This is a genomic window from Streptomyces termitum (assembly GCF_014650175.1).
Classification (GTDB): Bacteria; Actinomycetota; Actinomycetes; order Streptomycetales; family Streptomycetaceae; genus Streptomyces; species Streptomyces termitum.
This window is the reverse complement of the sequence record NZ_BMUL01000038.1, coordinates 1-1153: the sequence shown is the minus strand read 5'-3', so window position 1 is coordinate 1153 and position 1153 is coordinate 1. Positions and strand designations below refer to the sequence as shown.

General features: G+C 56.7%; 1 protein-coding gene. It reads right to left on the bottom strand.

The window, feature by feature from the left end; all coding sequences use genetic code 11:
* Nucleotides 1-539 precede the first annotated feature (539 nt).
* A complete protein-coding gene (locus tag IE219_RS32685) occupies nt 540-1052 on the bottom strand; it encodes a hypothetical protein (RefSeq protein ID WP_189214504.1) in 513 nt (170 codons plus the stop codon).
* Between the last annotated feature and the right edge of the window lie 101 nt (nt 1053-1153).

The following is a 1153-nucleotide window of genomic DNA, read 5'->3' as shown; positions in this document are numbered from 1 at the left end:
TCACCTTTCGGCACCTCCTACACACATCACTATCATTTCCAGACCTTTCAATCTTTCGGAGTCGAATCGTATCACGTCAAGCACTCTTTCAAGCCCTTAATTTATCTTTTACTTAAATTTAAATCACGTCGAAGATGCAATCCAGCTTGTTGATCAGCGTTCTCATTGTCTGCAGCGGTGTCATCGCTGTACCTACCTCCCGAGGCAGCGACTACGCTGCTCACGAATCTTACGGAGAATCTGAGTCTTACGCGCCAGCCCGTCAGTCGTACGCACCAGCCCACGAGTCGTACGCGCCAGCCTATGAGTCGTACGCGCCAACCCATGCGTCGTACTCCGCACCACCCAAGCCAGCACCAGCTCAACACCCATCGTACACAGAGAAGCCTGCCCAGCCCCGACCTGCCCCTCAACACCCTTCTGGCACCGTCCAATCCCCTACATTCCACGCCCCTGGACCCGTCCGTCTCCCATCTGGCCCAGCTGTTGGAGGTTTCGGAAATGGTGGTGGCATGATCCCTGGAATTGGTCTCGGAGGTCTAGGATTCGGAGCTAACGCCGATGTTAATGTTGGAGGAGGCCTCGGTGCAGGAATTGGAGGTATCTTCTCGGGCAGTACAGATCTCGCCTCGGGCATCAGCGGCAACGTCATGGGCAACGTCGGTGTCGGCCTCGGCGGTCTCGCAGGAGCCGGTATCAATGCAGGCGCCCATGCGGGAGTCGGTGTTGGTGCTGGAGCCCGCGTTGGAGCCGGTGTCCACGCCGGTGCGAACGTAGGAGCTGGTGCTCGTGTTGGAGCCGGTGTAAACGCCGGTGCGAACGTAGATGTCGGGGCTCGTGTTGGAGCCGGTGTCAACGCCGGTGCCAACGTAGGAGCTGGCGTCGTGGGTCCCATTGGAGTCGGAGTTGGCGCTAATGTCGATGCAAATGTTGGTGTGGCCCCTATTGGCGCTGGAGCCCACGTTGGAGCTGGTGTCAATGTTGCTAGCCCCGTTGGTCCCATCTACGCTGGTGCAAACGTTGGCGCTGGAGTAGCTGTATAAACCGCTCACGACTCTTAGATGTTATCCCCCACATCTTGTGTAGTAATTACATTCGTTTTTCACGTCCTCCCATGATTCCCAATACACACGCAACACAGAATGAGTACAGC